The following is a 21,621-nucleotide window of genomic DNA, read 5'->3' as shown; positions in this document are numbered from 1 at the left end:
AATGATCCGTGGCCTCCCGGTCGACGCCGTGGCCACGGCCGCGGCGGGGGTGCGCGGCGGTCCGTCGGCCGCGTACTCCCGCCGGGTCCTACACGCCGTGTGCGGACCGGCGCGCGGCGGCGTAGTGCTCACGCACGTGCGGCAGGTCCACGGGGTCGGCGGCGGCCTCCCGCACGCCCGCGTCCCAGGCCGGCGGCTCGGCGGTCCCCGCCAGCGCCCACGCCGCCTGCCTGGCGGCGCCGAGCGCGACGTACTCGGCGGGCTGTGGCACGACCACCCGGGCGCCCAGGACGGTCGGCGCGACCGCGCGCACGGCGGCCGACCGCGCGGCCCCGCCCACGAGCATGACCCGGCGGACCGGGATGCCGGTGCCGGTCATCGCGGCCAGCCCGTCGGCCAGGCCGCACAGCATCCCCTCCACCGCCGCGCGCGCGATGTTCTCCGGGCGCATGTTGGAGCGGCGCAGACCGTGCAGGGAGCCCGCGGCGTCGGGCAGCACCGGGGTGCGCTCGCCGTCCAGGTAGGGCAGCAGCACGACCCCCTCGGCACCGGGCTCGGCGGCGAGCGCCAGCTCGTCCAGCCCCGCCAGGTCCACGCCCAGCATCGCGGCTGTGGCGCTGAGCACCCGTGCCGCGTTCAGGGTGCACACCAGCGGCAGGTACCGGCCGGTCGCGTCGGCGAACCCGCAGATGGTACCGCTGGCGTCCTGCGTGGGGGTCTCGCTGACGGCGAACACGGTCCCGCTGGTGCCCAGGGAGACCACCGCGTCGCCCGGGCGCAGCCCCAGGCCCAGGGCCGCGCCCATGTTGTCTCCGGTTCCGGGGGCGACCAGCGCGCCCGAGGGCGTGCGGCCCACCGCCTCGGCGGGCTCGGCCACCCGCGGCACCCGGAGCTCGCGCCCGAAGGCCCGCGCCAGCAGGTCGGGCCGGTAGGCGTTCTCGGTCGCCGACCAGTAGCCGGTGCCCGAGGCGTCGCCCCGGTCCGTGGTGGGCTCGGCCTCCGCGCCGGTCAGCCGCCAGGTGAGCCAGTCGTGGGGGAGCATCACGCCCGTCGTGCGCGCGGCGTTGTCCGGTTCGCTCCGCGCCAGCCAGCGCAGCTTGCTGACGGTCAGGCTGTTGTTGGGCACGTTGTCCACGGCCCCGGCCCACTCCGCGGGGCCGCCCAGCTCGTCCACCAGGTCCTTGGCCGCCCCGGCCGAGCGGGTGTCGTTCCACAGCAGCGCGGGGCGCACCACCGCGCCGAGCTCGTCGACGGCGACCATGCCGTGCTGCTGTCCGGCGACGGCGATGGCGGCCACGTCGTCGAGCAGGCCGGAGGAGGCCTCGCTCAGGGCGGACCACCACGCGTCGGGGTGGACCTCGGTCCCGTCGGGGTGGGGGGCGCGCGCCTCGCGCACGACCGAGCCGCTGTCGGCGTCGCAGACCACGATCTTGCAGGACTGGGTCGAGCTGTCGACTCCGGCGACCAGGGGCATCGTTTCGCTCCGTGAAGGCAGATGGGGTGGCAACCTTCACAACCTAGGGGATGGAAGGCGGGGCTGGAAAGCGCTCACAGAGGATACGCCCGCCCCCGGTGCGCGGGGCCGGGCGCCCAGGCCGGGGCACCCGGCCCTGGAAGGCCTCCCGTGCGAGGGCCGGAGCGTGTGTCCGATCCCACGTGCTCCGGAGGAGGCGGAGCGACAATTCCTACCAAACAGGTCGGATAGGCTCTGACCAGCTCGGCGATGCCCCACAGGGAACGCGAGCCGCGGTCGCCGGTCATCGGACGCCGGCCGCCGCGATCCTCCATTCGACGATCACGAAGGAGCGCACCATGCGCACGACCCCGGCCGCCCTCGGAGCAGCCACCCTCGTCCTGGCGCTCTCCGCCTGCGGCGCGCCCAGCGAGCAGGCCGCCGACTCCAGTGGCGAGGGGAACGTGCTGCGGGTGGGCGTCAGCCCCGTACCCCACGGTGACATCCTCTCCTTCATCGACGAGAACCTCGCCGAGGAGGCGGGCCTGGAGCTGGAGATCGAGGAGATCTCCGACTACAACATCCCCAACACCGCACTGGTCGAGGGCGAGCTGGACGCCAACTACTTCCAGCACCGCTCCTTCCTCGACGAGTGGACGGCCAACGGGCCGGACGCCGAGCTCACCTACGTCACCGACGTCCACATCGAGCGGCTGGGCCTGTACTCCGAGAGCGTCGAGAGCGTCGGGGACCTGCCCGAGGGCGCCGAGATCGCGGTTCCCAACGACCCGGCCAACCTCGCCCGCGCCCTGGGCATCCTGGAGGACCAGGGCCTGGTGACCATCGACCCGGAGGCCGGCGACTCCGCCACCGAGAAGGACATCACCGACAACCCGCGCGACATCACCGTCACCCCGCTGGAGGCCGCGCAGCTGCCCCGCTCGATCTCCGACGTGGACGCCGCGGTCGTCAACGGCAACTACGCCATCGAGACGAACCTGCCCGAGGAGTCCAACGTCCTGGCCTGGGAGCCCGAGGGCGAGGACTACGTCGAGGCCTACGCCAACGGCCTGGTCACCCTGGCGGAGAACGCCGACGACGAGCGCGTCCAGCTGCTGACCGAGCTGCTGCACGACGAGCGTGTCCTGGAGTACGTCCAGGAGTCCTGGAAGGGCGTCGTCCTGGCGGTCGACGGCGAGGGGAACATCGTCGAGACCGGTGCCGAGGGCGAGGGCCAGGGCCAGGAGTGATTCCGCGGGCCGGCCCGCCCTTCCCGGGGCGCCGGCCCGCCGCGTGTCCCGTCCGTCCACGAGGGCGGCGGAGCTTCTCTGCTCCGCCGCCCTCGTGCTGTGTCGGCCCCCTCGCCGCGCCCGGACCGGTGCCGGTGACGCGCATCACACCGGGGAGGCGCCGTGGTCCGGCGGGATGCGGTGTTCCGGCCGACATCCTCCGCGCGGCCGCCTGAGCTGCGCTTTTCCGGTCCGCCGGCGCCGATCTCGGCTCCCTCCCCTTTCGTTTGGGCCGGTCATCGGGGGAAAGAGGGGTGGGGCGCCCTGCTTCCACAAAACCTACTCATTAAGTAGAGTTTGACGCGTCGGTCCGGCAGCCCCGAAACCAGAAGGATCCCGATGTCCCCGCGTACGTCCCTGCTCCGCGCCACCGCGGCGGCCCTGGTCCTGGCCGCGGTGACCACCGCGTGCGGGATCGCGGGAGGCCGGGACGAGGACCGCGGGCTCACCCTCGGGTACTTCCCCAACCTCACCCACGCCCCGGCGCTGGTGGGCGTGGAGAACGGCATCCTCCGGGAGGCCCTGGGCGAGGAGGCCCCCCTCTCCACCCAGACCTTCAACGCGGGTCCAGACGCGATCAACGCCGTCTTCTCCGGCGAGGTCGACGCCGCCTTCGTCGGTCCCAGCCCGACCGTCAACGGCTGGGCGCAGTCCGGGGGCGCCGCGCTGCGCGTCATCGCCGGATCCACCTCGGGCGGCGCGGGCCTGGTCGTGCGCCCCGGCATCGACGGCGTCGAGGACCTGTCCGGCGCCACCCTCGCCACGCCCCAGCTGGGCAACACGCAGGACGTGGCGCTGCGCTGGTTCGCCCGGGAGCAGGGCTGGGAGGTCGACACCGAGGGCGGCGGGGACCTGTCGGTCATCCCCCAGAACAACGCCGAGACCGTGAACGCCTTCGCGCTCGGCGAGGTCGACGGCGCCTGGCTCCCCGAACCCCACCTGAGCCGGCTGGTCGTGGAGGCCGGAGGCGAACTGCTGCTCGACGAGGCCGAGCAGTGGCCCCGGACCGGCGGCGACTTCGTCACCACACACCTCATCGTCAACGCCGCCTTCCTCGACACCCATCCAGAGGAGGTCGAGCGCCTCCTGCGGGGCCACATCGACATCGTCGACTGGATCAACGCCCACCCCGAGGACGCGCGCGAGGCCGCGGCCGCCCACCTGGCCGACCTGACCGGCAGCAGGCCCGAACCCGAGGTCGTCGCCTCGGCCTTCGGCAACATGACCTTCACCGTCGACCCGATCGCCCCGTCCCTGGCAGCCGGAGCCGAGCACGCCCAGGCCGTGGGCCTGCTCGACCCGGTCGACCTGGACGGCATCTACGCCCTCGACCCGCTCAACGGCCTCCTCCGGGAGGCCGGACGGGACGAGGTCGCCGGACCACAGGAGAAACAGTGACAGCCACGACCGAGAGCATCAGTACGGGCACCACGCGCGCATCCGCCGTGGAGATCGACCACATCTCCAAGGTGTTCGGCGAGGGTGCGGGCGCCCTGACCGCCATCGACGGCATGTCCGTCTCGGTGCGGGCACGGGAGTTCGTCGCGATCGTGGGCGCCTCCGGCTGCGGCAAGAGCACCCTGCTCTCGCTCGTGGCGGGCCTGGCCAGCCCCACCACCGGGACCGTGGACGTGGGCGGGCACCGCGTGGCCATGATGTTCCAGGAGTCGTCCCTGTTCCCCTGGCTCACCATCGGCGGCAACATCGAGGTCCCCATGCGGGTCAACGGGGTGCCCAAGGCCCGGCGCAAGGAGCGCGTCGCCGAACTGCTCGACCTGGTGCGCCTGAGCGGGTTCGCCCGCAAGCGCCCGCACCAGCTCTCCGGCGGCATGCGCCAGCGCGTCGCCCTGGCCCGGGCGCTGGCCCAGGACGCCGACGTGCTGCTCATGGACGAGCCCTTCGGCGCCCTGGACGCCATGACCCGCGACATCCTCCACGACGAGCTGGAGCGGATCTGGCGGGAGAAGTCGCTGACCATCATGTTCGTCACGCACAACGTGCGCGAGGCCGTGCGCCTGGGGGACCGCGTCATCCTGCTCTCCAGCCGTCCCGGACGCGTCATCGAGGAGTTCGCGGTGGAGGGCGAGCGGCCCCGCCGGATCGACTCCGCCCAGATCGCCTCCCAGGCGGCCGAGATCACCGACCGGCTGAAGGTGGAGGTGTCGCGCCATGCCGGCTGATCCCAGCGTGCAGGACCGCCAGGTCCAGGGCCTGGACGCCCTGGAGATGGCTCCCCCGCGGCGGTCCGACCGGCCCACCGCCGTGCGGGTGGCGGCCCGGGCGTGGGCGGCCACCTGGCCCAAGCTGGCCGCCGTGGCCATCGTTCTCGTGGCCTGGCAGGCCGTGGTGTGGAGCGGGTGGCGGCCGGTCTACGTCCTTCCCGGCCCCGACCAGGTCCTGCCGCGCCTGCTCGCCGAACTCTCCTCCACCGAGTTCTGGGAGGCCTTCGGGGTCACCATGCGCCGCGCCCTCACGGGCTTCGCGCTGGCCCTCACCGTGGGCGTGCTCCTCGGCCTGGCCGTGACGCGGTTCACGCTGCTGCGCGTGGCGATCGGCTCCCTCATCACGGGCCTGCAGACCATGCCGTCCATCGTCTGGTTCCCCTTCGCGATGCTGCTCTACGGCATCAGCGAGTCGGCCATCATGTTCGTGATCGTCCTGGGCGCCGCGCCCTCCATCGCGGGCGGCCTGACCTCGGGGATCGACTACGTGTCCCCGCAGCTGATGCGGGCGGGCCAGGCCATGGGCCTGCGCGGTGTCCAGCGGTACACGCTGCTGATCGTCCCGGCCGCCCTGCCGATGTTCGTCTCCGGCCTCAAACAGGGGTGGGCCTTCGCCTGGCGCTCGCTCATGGCGGGCGAGCTGCTGGTCATCATCAACCAGCAGAACTCCATCGGCTGGGCGCTGAGCCAGGCGCGCCAGTTCAACGACTCCGAGGGCCTGCTGGCCTACGTCGTCATCGTGCTGTGCGTGGGCATCGTCATCGACGTGTTCTTCAACTGGGCCGACCGCGCCATCCGCCGCCGCTGGGGCGTCGCCGCCTCCTGACCGGCTCCTTCGCCGGGGCCCGTCGGCCCCGGGAGGCCGGGTCAGCGCACGGTGGGCCCCGGCCGGAGAGGACCTCGGGCCGGGGGCAGCGGCGCGTGCGGGACGGGGGGTGTTCCCGCACGCGCCGCTGCCTGTTCGCGGGGTCAGCGCCCGCGCGCGGTGCACACCGGCCGCCGCGTGCGGTCCCGCACCGGGTCCCAGCCGTCGTCGCCGGCCAGGTAGGCGTGCGCGGTGTGGTGTGCGGCGTCGGCCGGGTCCATCTGCGGACGGTCCTCGGTGACCAGCGCTCCGGGGCCGAAGTTGTCGTACTCGCGCATCTGGAACCGGCGCCAGTCGTGCCCGGAGGACATCTCGATCCAGCCCTCCTCACGGAAGTGGCGGCCCATCCAGGAGTCGCGGACCAGCACCCTCGGTTCGGCGTCGGGGCTCGAACTGGGCACCCAGGGGCGGCCCAGGTAGACCGTGCCGGCCGGGGCGTCGCTGGTGAAGCAGCTGCGGGTGAACAGGAAGCCGAACTCCTGGCCGGGCGGGGTGCTCGGCGCGGTCACGTAGCCGTTGTCGGTGTCGCTGCCGCGGTCCAGGGAGCGGATCTCGCACCCGTCGAAGACGGCCGTGCCCCGTCCGAAGACGAAGTCCACGTCGCCCTCGACGTAGCAGTCGCTGTAGTACTGCCGCGCGGGGGTGTCCACGTCGGGCGAGTTCGCGTACAGCGTGTCCTGGTGGCCGAGGAAGCGCACGTTGTGGAAGACCAGCCGGTCCCCGGTGGTACGCACCGCGACCGCCTGGGTCGAGGTGATCTCCGGGTGCTCCCCGCGCTTCCAGGAGTTCTCGAAGGTCAGGTCGCGTGCGTGCGTGTCGTCCCCGGAGATGACGACGCTGGCGCTGCCGGACGTGCCGTAGGTGCCGCCGCCGGGTCTGGGGGTGCCCGCCGCGCGGTCGTAGGTGATGACCACGTCGCGCGGGTCGCCCGTCGCGCCGACCAGGGTGATGTTCGGCTTGTCGGAGGGGATGACCACCGGCTCGCGGTAGACACCCGCCTTGATCCGGATGGTGACGCGCTCGGAGCTGTGCTCGGGCACGGCGTCGACCGCGGCCTGGACGCCGGTGTGGTCGCCGGAGCCGTCGGCGGCGACGGTGATCACGGGACCCCTCGAACCGTGGGGGCGGGAGGAGGTGCCGGCGTGCGCGGTACCGGGCGGGGTGGTGAGCGCGGCCGCGAGCGCGGCGGTGAACAGCCCCGCCAGCGCGGTCGCCACGGCGGCACGCGCGCGGGGCGGGGTCGGATGGTTCCTCACGGGTGTTCTTCCTTTCTCACGGGCCGACCGTGGCCGCGCGCGGGGCGAAGGACGCCGGGGCGGGGCGGTCACGGCGGGTGCCTTCGGGGGCGGGTCCGGCGGGCCACCGGCCCCGGGTCAGACCGGGCGCTCCCGGGGCCAGGCCAGAGCGCCCTCGGGGTCGGGGAAGGAGTCCCCGAGGCGGCGGACGAGTCGGGGCGGCAGGACGCGCAGCCGCTTGAGCTCGCGGGCGACGAGCCGGGCCACCTCGACCGCGCCGTGTGCCCGGAAGTGCGTGTTGTCCTCGACGCCGTCGGGGTGGTTGGGGTGTTCGCCCGGCTCCAGCCACAGGAAGTGGCTCTTGGTTCCCTCCGGGCCCAGTTCTCCCCACAGGCCGAGGCTGAGCGCGGTCAGGTCCACGACGGGCACGTTCTCGCGCGCGCCCAGCTCGCGCATGGCCGCCGGGTAGTCGCCGTGGGACTCGCGGGGCGCGCCCTCGGCGGTGAAGCGGCGCCGCTCCACCGAGGTGACCAGGGTCGGGTGGGCGCCGCGCTCGCGGGCCCCGTCGATGTAGGCGCCCAGCTGCCGCTGGTAGGTGCTCCACGGCTCGGTGTAGCGCTCCGGGTCCTCGTCCTTGGCGTCGTTGTGCCCGAAGGAGACCAGGAGGTGGTCGCCGGGGCGGATGTCGTCGAGGACGCCGTCCAGCAGGCCCAGGTCGGCGAAGCTCTTGGAACTGGCGCCGGACAGCGCACGGTTGTCCACGCTCGCTCCGCGGCCGAGGAAGAGCCCGAGCGCCTGCCCCCATCCGGCCCGCGGGGCCTCACGGGCGGCGTAGGTGGAGGCGGTGGAGTCGCCCGCCACGAAGACGCGCGGGGACCGGTGGGAGGAGTGCGCCCAGGAGGGGGCGGCGGCCAGGGGGAGTCCGAGGGCGACGGCGGAGGCGGTGAGGAAGCTGCGGCGGATCATGGGGGTGTGTGGTCCCTCTCGTGCGGGAAGCGCTTTCCCAAAGTTCGGGGATGTCCTGCAACCGATTGCATGACCTTCCCTGATAAAGGAACGCTCCGTCAACCCCCCGACACAGGATCCCCAGGGCTTTGTGGAGGTTCGCCGGTGTCGGGGCGGGGGAGGAGTGGGCGGCCACAGCCCTCTCGGCCCGGATGCGGCAAGCGTTTGTAGTCCGGTTCCGGATCCTTCGGGCCCTGTGGTGACCGAGCGGCTGGGAAGCGGCGCCCGGCCCGCCGGTGGGGACGGGGCCCGCGGCCCCGGGGAGGCTGCGTCCGGTGGTCGCCGACACCTTCCCGCTGGAGGAGGCGGCCAAGGCCCACGAACCGGGGGAGTCCGGCCGCACGACCGGGAAGACCGTGTTCACCCTCGTGTGAGGTCCGCGGGAGGACGCTCCTCCCGGACACGGTGAGGGGCCCGGCGCGCCGCGCCGGGCCCCTCACCCCAGGCGTCCCGGTACCGCGGGGAGGGTTCCGCGGTGCCGGCCCGGGGGCCTGCGGGAGCAGGTGCGGTCATGCCCGGGGGCGGTGGGGGCCGCCGCGTCGAACAGCGGCCCCGCCCTTCCTTCCGGGCGACCGGTGCCGCCGTACTAGGAGCGCACCAGCGGCGTGTCCACCAGGTGCTCGGCCACGAACCACGCCTGCAGCTCGTTGGCGCGGATCACCTCCGACACCAGCAGGTCGTTCGTGCCGTCGTCCCCCAGCTCCTGCGTGCGCGCGGCCGCGTCGTGGCAGTCCTCCAGGATGGTCTCGTGCGCCTCCAGGATGCGGGAGAGCATCGCGGGCACCTCCTCGGCGCCGTTCGGCGGGCGCGGGATGTTGGTGATCTCCGCGACGTGCCGGGGGTCGCCGACCGCCACACCGCCCAGGGTCTGCACGCGCTCGGCGATGCTGTCGATCAGCGTGGTCTGCTCACCGGCGTGCTTGTCCATGAGCAGGTGCAGCTGGTAGAAGGTCTGCCCCCGCATCAGCCAGTGGTGCTTCTTGTACAGGTCGTGCAGGATGCGCGTGTCGCACAGCACCTGGTTGAGCCGCTGGCAGGAGTACATCCGTGTGTCGTAGGACAACCCGACCGGGAACTGGCGGACCGTCCCGAACTCCTGGATCTCCTCACCGCTCTGGTGCAGCCACGGCTGGCTGCTCCTGGGCTTGGGCGCCGTTCCGGTCTTGTGGTCTGAGGTCGTCACGTCTGGTCCCCCTCCAGTCGGTGTGACTCGTGATCGCGGCCGCGGCCGCGGACGCGGGTCCGCGGCACGCTTTCCCGTCTGCCAGTCTCGGCTACCCACCGCTGGCGAACGCCTAACCTCGTCCCGACCGGGGGTGACTTTCACGTGCTTTCGCCGCGCGGGACGACGCCTGCGGGCGGGGGGTGGTGCGCCGGGCCGCGGCGCACCGGGACCGTCGGAGGCGGCCGCTAGTGTCCGGCCGGAGCATTTCCGTGGGAGAGGAGCCCCGTGAGCTGGGACGTGCTGTTGACGCCGGTGCCCGTGGACGCGGAGTCGGTCGACGACATTCCCGAGGGCCTGGAAACCGGGCCCATCGCGCCGCTGGCACGGCTCCTGGCGACGCTGCGCGGAGCCTTCCCCGCAGCGGACCTGTCCGATCCGGCCTGGGGCCACCTCCAGGACGAGGAGCAGGGGTGGGCGATGGAGCTCGACATCGGCACCAGGGACCCGGTCGGGGGTGTGATGCTCCACGTCCGCGGCGGCGGCGACGTCGTTCCCACCGCCCTCCGGATGGCCGAGGTGCTCGGCTGCCGCGCCATCGACTGCTCGACGGGAGACTTCCTGCGCGAGGACGGCGCCGGATGGGAGTCCTTCCAGGACTACCGCGACCGGGTCCTCCTCCAGGCGTCACCGGAGAAGACGGGGCCGTCCACGGCGTCCTGAGCCCGCCCGGGCGCGCCGGTCAGGGGGCGATGGCGCAGGCGGTCTCCAGGACGAACCTCGGCCAGGGCCGGTGCGGGTCGTGCCCGGTCAGCTCCCGCACCCGGCGCAGCCGGTAGCGCAGCGTCTGCGCGTGGACGTGCAGCGCGTCCGCGGCCGCGGTCGCCGCACCCTCCCGGAAGTAGGCCCTCAGGGTCTCCAGCAGGTGGGCGTTGCCCTCCGACAGCAGCGGTCCCAGTACGGTGCGGCGGACCGAAGCGGGGGTGGCCGGACCGCCGTTGAGCAGTGCCAGCACGCACGCGTCCGCGTCCCCCAGCAGTCCCCGCTCGCCGAACGCGTGCGGGGGAGCGGTCTCCAGCGCGTCGTCCGCCAGCCGGTAGGCGGCCGACATGTCGGTGAGCGCGCGCGGTGCCAGCACGCACCCGCGCCAGGGGCCCCTGCCGAGCACGGCGGCCATCCGGGCGTCGTCGTCGGGGGACAGCAGCACCACCACCCGTCCCGAACGCGTCGTCAGCAGCGGGTCGGCCCCCGCGGGCTCCACCAGGCCCAGCAGCTCCATCCCCGCCGACACCGTGACCGCCTGCGACGGTGCGTCGGAGGGGAGCGCGCGGGCCTCGGCCACCACCAGCACCGCCGGATCGGGCGGCGTGATGCCCAGGGTCCGCGCCCGGTCGCGGATCGCCCCGCGTGAGGCCTGCCTTCCGATGAGCAGGTCGTCCAGGAAGGCCCGGCGGGCCCGCTCCAGGTCGGCGTCCAACCGGTGCGCGGCCTCGGCGTGGCCCGCGGACAGGCTCTCGGAGATCTGGTCGATCGAGGTCAGGCAGAGTTCACCCAGAGCGAACACGTCGGCGGCGTCGAGCCGGTCCGCCGCGGCCTCCGACACCAGCCGTACCGCGGCCGCCGCCCCCACCCGGTGTGCCCGCACCACCGCGCCGATCGAGCGCCCGTCGGCGGCCCGGGAGCGCCCGATGCCCCGCAGCCGCTCCACGTCCTCCGGCGGCAGCCGCGTCGCTCCGGCCGCCCACAGCTCCAGCGAACGGCTCACCAGCCACCCGGTGATCGCCCGCACCTCCGCCAGCTGGGAACCGTGCAGGGCCCGGTAGGCGGGGACCTCGGCGTGCACCTCGGAGACGATCCGCCCCACCAGTCCGGCCCGGTCCCGCGCCAGCTCGGCGCTGACCAGGGCGCGCTGTTCGTATCCCATCCCACCTCCAGCCGCGGCCCGGGCAGCCTATACCGGCGGCCCCCGCGCGCCGGGCCATGGGAGACCCGGTCCCTCCGGGGTAGGGGAGGAGGGAGAGAACGGCCGTGCCGGAGGCGTCACCGGGGACGGACGGTGAGTCGGGCGACGGCGTGTACGCCTCCGCGGACGCTCCCGGTCGCGGGAGCGTTTCCGCCCCCGCGGGGGTGCCCCACCACCGACCGCCCTCGGGCGCGAACGGTAAAAAGCACGCACAGCTGTGCGGACCAGGGGCGTTGACCAGCACGGACATGGCAGTATGCGACTGCGGAAGGCTGCACGCCGTGAGAACGAGCAGAACCGCTCAGCGCTAACGGGGGATGAAACAGATGAAGCAGATGACAGTCCCAGAACTCACCCTGGGCAACGGGCTACGTATTCCACAGCTGGGATTCGGTGTGTGGCAGGTACCCCCGGAGGAGGTGGTGGCGGCCGTCTCCACCGCGATCGACGCCGGCTACCGCAGCATCGACACCGCGGCCGCCTACGGCAACGAGGAGGGGGTCGGCGAGGCGCTGCGCCGCTCGGGACTGGAGCGCGGCGAGGTCTTCGTCACGACCAAGCTGTCCAATTCCGACCAGGGCTACGACGCGACCCTGAGAGCCTTCGACGCCAGCCTGGACCGCCTGGGCCTGGACGTCCTCGACCTGTACCTCATCCACTGGCCGCTGCCCGGGCGCGACCAGTACGTGCCCACGTGGAAGGCGCTGGAGCGCCTCTACGCCGAGGGCCGCGTCCGCGCCATCGGGGTGTCCAACTTCCAGCGGTCCCACCTGGAGCGGGTCATGGAGGAGGGCGGGATCACGCCCATGGTCAACCAGATCGAGCTGCACCCGCTGCTCACCCAGGAGACCATGCGCGCCTTCGACGCCGAGCACGGCATCGTCACCGAGGCGTGGAGCCCCCTGGGCCACGGCAAGCTCCTGAACCACCCCACGGTCGTGGCGATCGCCGAGGACCACGAGCGCACGCCCGCGCAGGTACTGCTGCGCTGGCACCTGCAGCTGGGCAACGTGGTGATCCCCAAGTCGGTGACCCCGGAGCGGATCCGGTCCAACTTCCAGATCTTCGAGTTCGAGCTCTCCCGCGAGGAGATGGGCCGCATCAGCGGACTCAACACCGACAGCCGGTTCGGCCCCGACCCCGACGAGTTCGACGGCGTCTAGGACCCTCCCCGGAGAAGGGGTCCCGACAGGCCCAGGCCGTGTTCTGCCGGATTCCGGGCTCGCGTCCACCAGGCCGGCTCCCGCTGCGCCCCCGCGCTCGTGAAGCACGGCCGGGCCGGGCCGCGCACCTCCTCCTGCGGGAGGGGGCCGGGTCCCCGCCGTGTGATCCCGCCGAGTCCGCGAGGCGGCGCACGGTAGGGGCGGGCGGCCGCCCGCCGGTCCGGAGGCCTTCCGGAGAAGACTCCCTAGTCGCGCAGCTCCCGGCGCCTGCGGGCGCCGGCCAGGACGGACGCGGAACCGTCACGGCGGACGCGCCGGACGTAGACGGCACCCGCGACGAAGATGGCGGCGACTACCCCGAGCACGGCGACGAGGGCGAGGGCGGACAGCAGAAAAGTGATCGACATGCGCTCATCGTAGCCGCCCGCCCGGTGGACCCCGCGGGGCCCACCGGGCGGGCGGCGGGCGCGACGCCAGGCAGGAGAGGCCGTCGATGGGGCGGACACCGCACGAGATCGTCAACCCGCTGACCCTGCACGAGCCCGTGGGGTTCGCGCACGCGCTCGTGGCCGGTACCGGGCGTCTCGTCCACGTCGGCGGGCAGTGCGCGCGCCGCTCCGACGGCACGGTGGTCGGGGGCGGCGTGGTGGAGCAGTTCGACCGGGCCCTCGCCAACATGGTGGAGGCGCTGCGCGCCGCGGGCGCCGAGCCCGTCCACGTGGTGGACATGCGCATCTTCACCACCAGCATGCGGGCCTACCGGGCCGAGAGCGAGACCGTCGGCGCGGTCTACCGCCGCCACATGGGGCGTTTCTACCCGCCGATGACTGTGCTGGGCGTGACCGATCTGCTGGACCCCGACGCCCTGGTGGAAGTGGTGTGCACCGCCGTGGTCCCCGAGGTGCCCGAGAACGGGCCCATGCGGGCCGAGGAGACCTGGAAACTGGTCGAGGAGGTGGAGGAGACCCTGGTCAGCGATCCACGGGATCAGGACGCCACCTCCACCGCCCACGGGCGGGAGCAGGTCCAGCCGTCCTCCCGCCACTCGGTCCGTCGGCGCTCCCCGTGACGCCTCCGGTACCCACCAGCACCACGGCCACCGTGCACACCGCCATCCCCGCCAGAGCGCCCGGCCCCACAGGTTCACCGAACATCAGCCAGGACCACACCAGCGTGGTGGGCGGGGTCAGGTACAGCAGCGCCGACACCCGGGCCACGCCCGTCCGGGCCAGGTTGACCCAGTACAGGCCGTAGCCCCCCAGCGTCGACAGCACCACCACCCAGGCCACCGCCGCCCAGAACCCCGGATCGTCGGGCGGGGCCAGCGTCCCGGTGGCGGCGGCCAGCCCCGTGAACAGCACCGCGCTCACCGCGCACTGCACCGCCAGGGCATCCACCAGGGAGCCCCCGGGCCGCACGCGGCGCTCCAGCAGGGTCGCGGCCACGAGGGAGAGCATCGCCCCGAACGGCAGCAGGTACCCCCACCAGGGGGCGGCGCCCGGCCGCAGCAGGTCGGCGCCCACCACCAGGCCGACCCCGGCCATCCCCAGCACCAGGCCCGCCGACTGGCGCGGCCGCACCCGCTCGCCCAGCAGCGGAACCGCCAGCGCCGTCGCCACCAGCGGCTGGAGGGCGGCCACCAGGGCGCTCGTCCCGGCGGTCACGCCCGCCTGAGCGGCGGCGTACACCCCGTACAGGTACCCGGCCTGGGACAGCAGCCCGAGTGCGGCGTGCGCCGCCAGGTCCCGTCGCGGCATCCGCACCCGCCGCCACGGGCACCACGCCGCCAAGAGCGCGGCCACGGCGATGAAACGCCAGGCCAGCAGGGTCGTCGCGGGTGCGTACGCGGTGCCGAGTTCGGCGCCGACGAAGCCGGAACTCCACATCACCACCAGCCCCGCGGCGAGCAGGACGGGCAGCGGGGAGCCGAACGTGTGCGCTCTCGTGTACTCCATGCCGAGAGGTAAACACACCGGTCGGTATACTCACAATGTAGTCACCGGCCGCGGTACCGCGGAGCCGGACGGAAGAGGCAGGAGAGCAGGGAGTGGAGACCATGGCCAGTACCGGGACCAGCCCGATGACCCCGGCCGCGCGCCGCGTCCTGGACGTGGCGACCGAGCTGTTCTACACGCGGGGCATCAACACCGTCGGGATGGAGCTGGTCGCCGAACGGGCGGGGGTCACCAAGAAGACCATCTACGACCGGTTCGGCTCCAAACAGCAGCTCGTCGTGCAGTACCTGCGCGCCCGCGACGCCCGCTGGCGCGAACACCTCGACGCCTACCTGGCGCGGGCTGGTACACCGCGCGCACGCGTGGCTGCCACCTTCGACGCCCTGGACGACTGGATGTCCGCGGAGAACCCGCGAGGCTGCGCCATGGTCAACGCCTACGCCGAGCTCTCCGACCCCGAGCACCCCGGCCGCGCGGTCGCCGAGGAGCAGAAGCGGTGGCTGCGCGACCTGTACGCCGACCTCGCCGCGCGGGCCGGGGCGGGCGACCCGGCGGCCCTCGGCGACGCGCTGGCCATGCTGCACGAGGGCGCCGTCGTCGCCCGCAACGTCACCGGGGCGGCGGACGCCGCCCGCACGGCCCGCGCCGCCGCCGACGCGCTGATGACCGTCCACGGCGCGGACTGAGGTGCTCCCGGCGGCGTGCCCGGGACCGCGTGCCCGTCGGGGGCGCCCCGGGGCCCGACCGGGAGGAGTCCGGGTCCGGCCGGGGGCGATCCGGGTCCGGCCGGGCTCAGCGGTAGCCGAGCCGGGACAGCTCCACGCCCGCCACCTCGTGCACGTCCCCGTGCTGCGAGCGGGACAGGCGTTCACGCCAGGAGCCCACGCCCCACGACTCCCCGGTCAGCAGCTCCGAGGCCGACACCCGCGCTCCGGTGAACTCCCGCAGCCGCTCGGCGGTGTCCACCTCCCCGCCGTGCACGTCCTCGTAGCGCAGGGTCAGCAGCTGCTCGGCGCCGATGCTGCGGCGCAGCAGCGCCGACATGCGGATCGCGCCCCGCCACCGCATCGCGCACTTGGCGGCCGTGGACCCCTCCTTGAACGCGGTCAGGTCCGACTCCTCCTCCAGGCCGAAGAAGTGGTTGGGGAACTCGTGCTCCAGCTTCATGAAGCTCGGCTTGAGCCAGGCCAGGGATCGCTCGTCCTCCATCATGTCCGCGATGACGTCGCGGCCGTCCCGGATGACCTGGACGAACAGCGCGTCGGGGAAGGCCGCGTGCAGGGCCGTGGCGCTGAACAGCAGGTCGGGGCTGGCGTCGCCGTAGCGGCGCACGTCCGCGCTGTGCTCGCACGGCTCGGCGGAGACGTTGGCGGGCACGCGCGTCCGCGGCCCCGGACAGCGGGGGCAGGTCAGGGGGGTGAGCTGCCAGGCCTCGGCGTAGGCCTCACGCAGCAGGCTCGCCGTGCCCGCGGCCTTCTCCAGGGCGAGGGAGGGCCGCCTGGCCACGGCGTAGACCGCGTTGAGCACGCCCGACGAACCCGCGCCGATGTGGAAACCGGGAACGCGTGACAGGGCGCGGGAGATCTCGGCGACCCCGGAGTGGGGGGCGCCCAGCACGAACACCGGGCGCTGGACCTTGGTCCCGTTGACCACGAGAATGTAGGACGGCTGCTTCATGATTGTGTCGATTTTCGCACCCTTTGCCCATCTCGTGTGCATCGGCCGGGGATTTCGCCTCTGCACCCCACACGCTCCCGAGGCTACGATGTGTCGACGGGTGGAAGCCCTCGTCCCGGGTCAAAGGCGGGGAAAGCGGTCCCCAAGTCGCTGTAAGAATGGATTATGGCCTCGATCACCACCGACTCCGCGTCCTTCGTCGATCCCGAGGACTTCGAACGGACCGCCGACCTGCTGGTACCCGCCGAACGCATCACGGTGCTCACCGGCGCGGGAGTGTCCACCGACTCCGGGATCCCCGACTTCCGCGGCCCCCAGGGGGTGTGGACGACCGACCCGGGCGCGCAGGCCCTGTCGGACATCGACACCTACATGAACGACGTGAACGTGCGCCGCGAGGTGTGGACGCAGCGTCGCGCCCACCAGATGTGGCGGGCCCGGCCCAACGCCGCGCACCGTGCGCTCGCCGACCTGGAGGCCACGGGGCGGCTGCGGGCGCTGGTCACCCAGAACATCGACGGCCTGCACCAGCTGGGCGGGGTCTCCGGCGACAGGGTCGTCGAGGTGCACGGCACCATGCTGCGGGTGACGTGCATGGCGTGCGGGCTGCGCACGCCCAGCGAGGAGGTGCTGGCCCGCCTGGACGAGGAGTCCGACCCCCGGTGCGTGGAGTGCGGGGGCATCCAGAAGTCGGACACCATCTCCTTCGGCCAGCGGCTCGACGCGAACGTCGTCGAGGAGGCCACGCGGGCCGCTCGCGAGTGCGACGTGTTCCTGGCCGTGGGCACCTCGCTGACCGTGCACCCGGTGGCGGGACTGTGCGACGTGGCCATGATGTCGGGTGCCGCCCTGGTCATCGTCAACGCCGAGCCCACGCCCTACGACGACTTCGCCGCCGCGGTCGTGCGCGAGCCCATCGGAAAGGCCCTCCCCGCACTGGTGGAGCGGGTGCGCGAGGCGGGGTAGGAACGCGTCGGGCACCGTGCCGGATCCGCGGGGCTTCGGCCGCGGTGCCCGTGCAGCCGGTTCAGCCGCCGCTGTTGTAGCGATCCGTCGCGTCCGTCCGTTCGCGGAGCGGGGACGCGGGCACGGTGTCGACGGCCCGCGCGAAGGGTCGCTGGGCGGTGTTCTCGCGGACCAGACTCAGGATACGCGTCAAGCTGTCCGCCAGGACGTGGTTCTCCTCCGCTCCGACGCGGCGCTCCAGATGGTGAAGGACCGGTGCGACCAGCTCAAGGCCGAGGTGGGGGCCGATCACCACCTCCGTCACCCTGGAGAGGTAGTCCTCCAGCAGTAGCTTCAGCGGGTCGAGGAACTCCGGGCTGAGGGAAGGCAGGGCGAGGTCCTCCGCCGCCTGCTTCAGCACCAGGAGCTCCCGGCGTCCCAGGGTCTGGGGGGAGAGCAGCCTGCGGTAGCCGTCCAGGCGTCCCTCGGGATCGTGGTGCACGGGCTCCAGGCGCAGTCGCATGATCTCGTACGCCTCGGACCAGACCGTGTCGTCCTTCCCGGGGGGTGCGTCGGAGTACCAGGTCGCCAGGTCGTCGGAGACGTGGCGCAGGTAGGGCAGCAGACCGAACAGGAAGCGCGCCGCGGTGCCGTTGACCCGCATGGCCATCGACCGCAGCAGCCGGGAGCTGACGGACTCGTACGGCACGGTGATCCCGTAGGGGTCGACCACGTCGGGGCCGACGTCCCGGTTCGCCCGGAGCTCGAAGCCCATGCACTCCCCGACGTTGACGGGCGAGCCGTCCTCCCGTTCGATCACGGTGGTCGGGCCGCCCTCGTCCCACCCGTGCAGGTGGCGGACGCGGAGCGTGCTCACGATGCTGAACCACTCGGCCCCCGGCAGGGTGCGCCACAGCGTGGCCGTGCCCTGTAGGGCCTGGTCGGGCTCGTGGGCGTCGGGGAACAGTTCGCGGACGTCGACCGGCTCACCGCGCACGAGGCACAGCAGGAGCACGAGGTTGCCGGTGTAGTTGGCCTCGCGGCGGGTCAGCGGCAGGCGCACGGGCTCGTAGTCGGTGTAGGAGCGGTTGGGAGCGGGGAAGGGCGCCTCCTGGAACAGCTCGACGAGCAGCCGCGCGTAGTCCTCACGCGCTTCGGGCTCCTCGGCGAACCTGCGCTCCAGGAGTTCGGCGAGGAAGGCCACGACCTTCTCCCGGCCCGCGTAGCCGGCGAAGGAGGACAGGGCGTACAGCTCGCCGTCGTCGGGGCGCGCGCTTCGTCCGCGGCGCCGGGGGGAGCGGGCGCGGGACTCCTCCAGGTCCTCCAGAGCGGCGACCACGGCCCGCGCCACCAGGTACTCGCCGAAGGTGGCGTGCAGGAACTCGAAGACGCTCGCCGTGCCCTCGCCCACCTGCGCCCGGGCCTCGTGGACGAAGAAGAACCTGCCCAGCACCTGGTGGGCCGGGTCGATCCGGCCGTGCAGGTCCGCGTCCGGGGCGCGTACCGCCGCGTCGGGCATGAGGACCGCCAGGTCCCGGTCCAGCTCCTCGGCGCCCACGCTCTGCTTGCGCCTGGTGAACATCGCCAGCGCGGCGACCTCCAGACGGCGCAGTTCGTCCTCGACCGCGTCCTCGAAGCCGCCCGCGCTCAGGGAGGAGTGGTGCTTGTCCACCTCGCGTTTGGCGAACATCCTCAGCAGGCGCTCGTACAGCTCCCCGTGGGAGAGGGTGTCCGGGGCCTGCCGCAGGGCGTTGCCCTTCGCGTCGTAGATGAGCAGCATCAGCAGCAGGAGGGGCTGCTCGGCCAGCTCGCGGTACCGCACGAGGACGTCGGTGGTGAGGGGGCCCGGGCCGGAGCCGGCGAACGCGCGGGAGTTGGCGCGGTTCCACACCTCCAGCATCCGGCCGATCTGGGCGTCGTCGAAGGGCTCCAGCCGCATCACCATGGAGCCGTCGGGGAAGCGGGCCCGGTCGGCCACCACCGTGCGGCTGGTGACGATCACCGCCGTCGGCTGTCCCAGCGCCTCCTGCTGGTGCTGGAACTCCTGGACCCGCTCCAGGTAGTCGGACCGGTCCACCCCGGTCGCCTGGAGGAGTTCGTCGAAGCCGTCCAGGATGACGACGGGCAGCGCCCCGTCCGCCGACTCCGCGAGCTCGCGCCAGGACACACGCGTGTGGAGCGTCGCGGCGAGTCCCTCCTCGATCTGCGCGTGGATGGGGGCGTTCGGCTGGACCGAGCGCAGCTCCACCCGGATCGGAAGGAAGTCGGCGGCCGGGAGGTGGGCCGCCAGCATCTCGGTGAACTTGGACTTTCCCGCGCCGGGGTGGCCCAGGATGACCGTGGGGACCTCCGTGGCGAGCGGGTGGACGAGGTGGGCGGCGATGACCGGCTGGAGGTCGCCGACCACGGGCAGCCTCTCCCACCACTCCTCGGAGGAGGGGGTGCCGCTGTGCACCGCGTAGGCGGCACGGCCCCGCGGCGGGATGTAGGCCTCCTCCAGAGGGGGCAGGGAGAGCCCCGCGGGGATCTCGTCCGAGCGCAGCACGGGCTGGCGCAGGACCGCCCGGTACCCGGCGGACAGCTCCCGCCTCCGGGCGTCCACCGCGCGGCGGGAGCCGATCTCCTCCAGGTACCGCCGCAGCTCCGCGAGTCCCGTCCCGACGGCCTCGCGCGTGTGCCCGTGCTCGGCCAGGTGCACCCACATCCCGAACTCCGGGATGTCGGCGGCGAGTCGGCGGTAGGACTCCCGGTACCGGCTGGAGGCGCACTCGGGGACTAGGTCCCGCATGCGTCTGAGGAGGGTGTGGTCCTCGGAGGTGATGCCGTGCCGCTCGGCCACCGCGAGCCCGGTCAGGGCCGCCGCGAAGTCCCTGAACAGGAAGTCCGAGAAGAAGCGTGGGGCCCAGCCCGGGCCCAGGGACATGGCCGGGTTGGACACGGAGTGCGCGAGGACGCGGTTCATCAGCTCGGTCTGCTCCTCCCTGGTGAACTCCAGGTCGGCCAGGGTGAAGGGGGCCTCCAGGGCGGTCAGGGACTCCTCCACGGCCTCGAAGAACGCGACGACCACCAAGATCTGGTGCGCCGCCTCGATCTTCTCCGTCCGAGACATGCGGCTCTCACCGCTGATCTTGTCCCGGATCCCCTCGATGGCCCGGCGTCCCCCGCTCACCAGCGCTCCCCGTATCCCGAAGAGGTCCGGCACCCCCACCAGTCCCAGGCCGCCGTCGGCCAGTCTCTCGGCGAGGCCCGTCACCTCCGAGTCGTTCTGGCCGAGGATCTTGAGCGCGTCCGCGTAGGTGAGCCGTTTCGCCATCGGGGCCTCTTCCGGTCAGGGGTGCACACACGGGTCGGACCCGGCGCCGGGGGAGGCACCGAGTCCGCAGGTCACAGGGTTTTCGGGATCGTGGGGTGTACGCGTGGTCCGGTGTCCGGGCCGGCTAGGGCAGCTCCCAGTTCACCAGCTCGGAGCTCTGCTCCTTGAGAAGCTCGTTGGCGCGGCTGAAGGGCTTGGAGCCGAAGAACCCGTTCTTGGCCGAGAGCGGGCTCGGGTGCGCGGACTCCACGCACGGCACACCCGGCATCATGGGCCGCAGGTTGCGGGCGTCGCGCCCCCACAGGATCCCCACCAGCGGTTTGTCCCGCTCGGCGAGCGCGCGGATGGCCTGCTCGGTGACGGCCTCCCAGCCCTTGCCCCGGTGCGATCCGGCCTTGCCCGGCTCCACCGTCAGCACCCTGTTGAGCAGCAGTACGCCCTGTTCGGTCCACGGGGTCAGGTCGCCGTTGGAGGGCATGGGAACCCCCAGGTCGTCGACCATCTCCTTGTAGATGTTGCGCAGGCTCGCGGGCAGGCGCACGTCCGGGGCGACCGAGAAGCTCAGACCCACCGCGTTGCCCGGGGTCGGGTAGGGGTCCTGACCCACGATGAGCACGCGCACGTCATCGAAGGGCTGCTGGAAGGCGCGCAGGACGTTCTCCCCGGCGGGAAGGTAGGTGCGGCCCTCCGCGACCTCCTGGCGGAGGAAATCGCCCATCGCGGCGATCTGCGGCGCGACCGGCTCCAGGGCCTCGGCCCAGCCGGCTTCCATGATTTCTTTCAGGTCCTTGGGCATGGCCAGAACACTAGCGCCACGGAGCGACATCCACGGCCGCTTCGGGCCTTCGGGGCGGCCCCGGAGCACGCGGCCTGTTCCACGCGACCGCCAGCAGGTTCGTTGACGTCCGGCGCGGAACCAATGCTCCACGAGTGCTGGGCCGCGGCGCCCCCGAACGGCTTCCCAGCGCCCTTCCAGGTGTCCAGGGTAGGGACCTTCCCGACCTCCGGGGCAATGACACGTCCCCTCCCATCGGGCTCGGAAGGTGTGATGTGGCCGCCTGCCCAGGCTAGCTTCCTGAACCACCTGTTCATGAGCACGTCGATGGCTTGTTCACTCGAGTCGGGCGTTCTCCCGTCAGCCACAGTCGACGTTGACCTCCACCGCGCTCATGGCCGGCTCGTCAACGGGGAGCGGCACCGGTTGGTCCATGTAGTTGAGTTCCAGGGGGTTGATGGTCATCGCCTCGGCCTCTTCGCGGGTCTCTCCGAAGCTCGCGATACCGGCTTCCACGCAGCAGAAGACGTAGTGGTCGTCTTCCCGGTAGACCACAACGGCCGGTTCGTGCTTCGCCACGGGGTGATCGCTCTCTTCTC

21 protein-coding genes are annotated in these 21,621 nt (G+C 72.8%); 10 read left to right on the top strand and 11 right to left on the bottom strand.

The genetic code is table 11. The features are described 5' to 3' along the window. Window positions 1–88: 88 nt before the first annotated feature. On the bottom strand, window positions 89–1,474 hold the full coding sequence (gene xylB, locus A6A08_RS25265) for a xylulokinase (protein ID WP_073705149.1): 1,386 nt from the start codon (window positions 1,472–1,474) through the stop codon (window positions 89–91). A 338-nt stretch (window positions 1,475–1,812) separates the two neighbouring features. On the opposite strand from xylB, the gene A6A08_RS25260 reads away from it, so the two are divergent. The 4 genes from A6A08_RS25260 to A6A08_RS25245 all read left to right on the top strand — a co-directional run bounded on the left by A6A08_RS25260 (window position 1,813) and on the right by A6A08_RS25245 (window position 5,790). Then, on the top strand, window positions 1,813–2,703 hold the full coding sequence (locus tag A6A08_RS25260; protein WP_073705148.1) for a MetQ/NlpA family ABC transporter substrate-binding protein: 891 nt from the start codon (window positions 1,813–1,815) through the stop codon (window positions 2,701–2,703). A 378-nt stretch (window positions 2,704–3,081) separates the two neighbouring features. Next, window positions 3,082–4,140: an ABC transporter substrate-binding protein gene (locus tag A6A08_RS25255; RefSeq protein ID WP_073705147.1), complete on the top strand. Its 1,059-nt coding sequence runs from the start codon at window positions 3,082–3,084 to the stop codon at window positions 4,138–4,140. After that, window positions 4,137–4,922 (top strand): ABC transporter ATP-binding protein, encoded by a 786-nt coding sequence (locus A6A08_RS25250; RefSeq protein WP_073705146.1) that lies wholly within the window; start codon window positions 4,137–4,139, stop codon window positions 4,920–4,922. The genes A6A08_RS25255 and A6A08_RS25250 overlap by 4 nt, the downstream gene beginning before the upstream one ends. Continuing rightward, entirely contained in the window at window positions 4,912–5,790 is an 879-nt protein-coding gene (locus A6A08_RS25245) for an ABC transporter permease (RefSeq protein ID WP_073705145.1), read from the top strand. Before A6A08_RS25250 ends, A6A08_RS25245 begins: the two co-directional genes overlap by 11 nt. Before the next feature lie 143 nt (window positions 5,791–5,933). On the opposite strand, the gene A6A08_RS25240 is transcribed toward A6A08_RS25245, so the two are convergent. Further along, window positions 5,934–7,085, bottom strand: a complete 1,152-nt coding sequence (locus A6A08_RS25240) for a pectinesterase family protein (protein WP_083609274.1) — start codon at window positions 7,083–7,085, stop codon at window positions 5,934–5,936. Window positions 7,086–7,202: 117 nt separating this feature from the next. Continuing rightward, entirely contained in the window at window positions 7,203–8,030 is an 828-nt protein-coding gene (locus A6A08_RS25235) for a rhamnogalacturonan acetylesterase (protein ID WP_073705144.1), read from the bottom strand. A gap of 275 nt (window positions 8,031–8,305) precedes the next feature. On the opposite strand from A6A08_RS25235, the gene A6A08_RS25230 reads away from it, so the two are divergent. Continuing rightward, window positions 8,306–8,443, top strand: coding sequence for a zinc-binding dehydrogenase (locus A6A08_RS25230; protein WP_378700383.1), 138 nt, complete (start codon window positions 8,306–8,308; stop codon window positions 8,441–8,443). A gap of 212 nt (window positions 8,444–8,655) precedes the next feature. Here A6A08_RS25230 and A6A08_RS25225 read toward each other — a convergent pair whose 3' ends face one another. Beyond that, the gene (locus A6A08_RS25225; RefSeq protein ID WP_073705143.1) at window positions 8,656–9,252 is read right to left on the bottom strand and encodes a Dps family protein; all 597 of its coding nucleotides are present in this window, start codon (window positions 9,250–9,252) and stop codon (window positions 8,656–8,658) included. Between the two features lie 267 nt (window positions 9,253–9,519). Here A6A08_RS25225 and A6A08_RS25220 point away from each other — a divergent pair, with 267 nt between their 5' ends. Beyond that, window positions 9,520–9,954: a hypothetical protein gene (locus tag A6A08_RS25220; RefSeq protein WP_073705142.1), complete on the top strand. Its 435-nt coding sequence runs from the start codon at window positions 9,520–9,522 to the stop codon at window positions 9,952–9,954. Between the two features lie 19 nt (window positions 9,955–9,973). Here A6A08_RS25220 and A6A08_RS25215 read toward each other — a convergent pair whose 3' ends face one another. Beyond that, a complete protein-coding gene (locus tag A6A08_RS25215; protein WP_073705141.1) occupies window positions 9,974–11,155 on the bottom strand; it encodes a CdaR family transcriptional regulator in 1,182 nt (393 codons plus the stop codon). A gap of 374 nt (window positions 11,156–11,529) precedes the next feature. Here A6A08_RS25215 and A6A08_RS25210 point away from each other — a divergent pair, with 374 nt between their 5' ends. Next, a complete protein-coding gene (locus A6A08_RS25210; RefSeq protein WP_073705253.1) occupies window positions 11,530–12,357 on the top strand; it encodes an aldo/keto reductase in 828 nt (275 codons plus the stop codon). A gap of 245 nt (window positions 12,358–12,602) precedes the next feature. On the opposite strand, the gene A6A08_RS28380 is transcribed toward A6A08_RS25210, so the two are convergent. After that, window positions 12,603–12,764, bottom strand: coding sequence for a hypothetical protein (locus A6A08_RS28380; RefSeq protein WP_199867039.1), 162 nt, complete (start codon window positions 12,762–12,764; stop codon window positions 12,603–12,605). A gap of 86 nt (window positions 12,765–12,850) precedes the next feature. Between A6A08_RS28380 and A6A08_RS25205 the strand changes: the two genes are divergently transcribed. Further along, window positions 12,851–13,426 carry a RidA family protein gene (locus A6A08_RS25205; protein ID WP_083609273.1) on the top strand — a complete coding sequence of 192 codons (576 nt, stop codon included), beginning with the start codon at window positions 12,851–12,853 and terminating at the stop codon, window positions 13,424–13,426. Here the strand turns inward: A6A08_RS25205 and A6A08_RS25200 are convergent. Then, window positions 13,329–14,312, bottom strand: a complete 984-nt coding sequence (locus tag A6A08_RS25200) for a DMT family transporter (protein WP_083609272.1) — start codon at window positions 14,310–14,312, stop codon at window positions 13,329–13,331. The genes A6A08_RS25205 and A6A08_RS25200 overlap by 98 nt on opposite strands. A gap of 101 nt (window positions 14,313–14,413) precedes the next feature. Here A6A08_RS25200 and A6A08_RS25195 point away from each other — a divergent pair, with 101 nt between their 5' ends. Then, window positions 14,414–14,998 (top strand): TetR/AcrR family transcriptional regulator, encoded by a 585-nt coding sequence (locus A6A08_RS25195; RefSeq protein ID WP_073705252.1) that lies wholly within the window; start codon window positions 14,414–14,416, stop codon window positions 14,996–14,998. A gap of 106 nt (window positions 14,999–15,104) precedes the next feature. On the opposite strand, the gene A6A08_RS25190 is transcribed toward A6A08_RS25195, so the two are convergent. Next, window positions 15,105–15,989 (bottom strand): sulfotransferase, encoded by an 885-nt coding sequence (locus A6A08_RS25190; protein ID WP_073705140.1) that lies wholly within the window; start codon window positions 15,987–15,989, stop codon window positions 15,105–15,107. A 165-nt stretch (window positions 15,990–16,154) separates the two neighbouring features. On the opposite strand from A6A08_RS25190, the gene A6A08_RS25185 reads away from it, so the two are divergent. Further along, window positions 16,155–16,955 carry an NAD-dependent deacylase gene (locus A6A08_RS25185; protein WP_073705139.1) on the top strand — a complete coding sequence of 267 codons (801 nt, stop codon included), beginning with the start codon at window positions 16,155–16,157 and terminating at the stop codon, window positions 16,953–16,955. Window positions 16,956–17,016: 61 nt separating this feature from the next. On the opposite strand, the gene A6A08_RS25180 is transcribed toward A6A08_RS25185, so the two are convergent. From A6A08_RS25180 to A6A08_RS25170, 3 genes are all read right to left on the bottom strand, one after another. Then, window positions 17,017–20,247 (bottom strand): NACHT domain-containing NTPase, encoded by a 3,231-nt coding sequence (locus A6A08_RS25180; protein ID WP_073705138.1) that lies wholly within the window; start codon window positions 20,245–20,247, stop codon window positions 17,017–17,019. A gap of 124 nt (window positions 20,248–20,371) precedes the next feature. Then, window positions 20,372–21,043, bottom strand: a complete 672-nt coding sequence (locus A6A08_RS25175; RefSeq protein ID WP_073705137.1) for a uracil-DNA glycosylase — start codon at window positions 21,041–21,043, stop codon at window positions 20,372–20,374. 339 nt (window positions 21,044–21,382) lie between these two features. After that, window positions 21,383–21,601, bottom strand: coding sequence for a hypothetical protein (locus A6A08_RS25170; RefSeq protein WP_073705136.1), 219 nt, complete (start codon window positions 21,599–21,601; stop codon window positions 21,383–21,385). Between the last annotated feature and the right edge of the window lie 20 nt (window positions 21,602–21,621).

It is taken from the genome of Nocardiopsis sp. TSRI0078 (genome assembly GCF_001905145.1).
Classification (GTDB): Bacteria; Actinomycetota; Actinomycetes; order Streptosporangiales; family Streptosporangiaceae; genus Nocardiopsis.
The sequence above is the reverse complement of the archived record's forward strand: the minus strand, read 5'-3'. Positions and strand labels throughout refer to the sequence as shown.